The sequence below is a fragment of the Leptospira ilyithenensis genome, from assembly GCF_004771005.1.
Taxonomy (GTDB): Bacteria; Spirochaetota; Leptospiria; order Leptospirales; family Leptospiraceae; genus Leptospira_A; species Leptospira_A ilyithenensis.
The window spans coordinates 1-301 of record NZ_RQHV01000003.1 but is presented as its reverse complement, the minus strand read 5'-3'; the positions used below and the strand labels follow the sequence as shown (position 1 = coordinate 301).

Genomic DNA, 301 nt, shown 5'->3' with positions numbered 1-301 from the left:
GCGGATTCATTTATCAAAGATATGATTATGGCTTATATTTCCGGTGGTGTGGCGGGGATTAAGTCTTCGATTAAAGGTAAGATAGAAGATCAGATTAATTCGAGTTTGGCGGGAGCGTTTATCCGGGCTACAGGGGGGAGTGAAGATCAGATAGCGTTTGTTTCCGACATCATGAGCTTTATGCGTGGTAAGATGCAAGAAAAGCAAGTTAAGGCCCGTGCGAATACTATGTCTATGAGTAATCCGTTGAGGTCGATAGAGAATATGGTTTCTAAAACCTATAATAAATTGAACCAATGGA

General features: G+C 41.2%; 1 protein-coding gene. It reads left to right on the top strand.

Annotation, left to right across the window (positions count from 1 at the left end; genetic code table 11):
- Positions 1 to 27 precede the first annotated feature (27 nt).
- A partial coding sequence (locus EHS11_RS01625) for a hypothetical protein (protein ID WP_135762680.1) occupies positions 28 to 301 on the top strand: 274 nt, incomplete at its 3' end.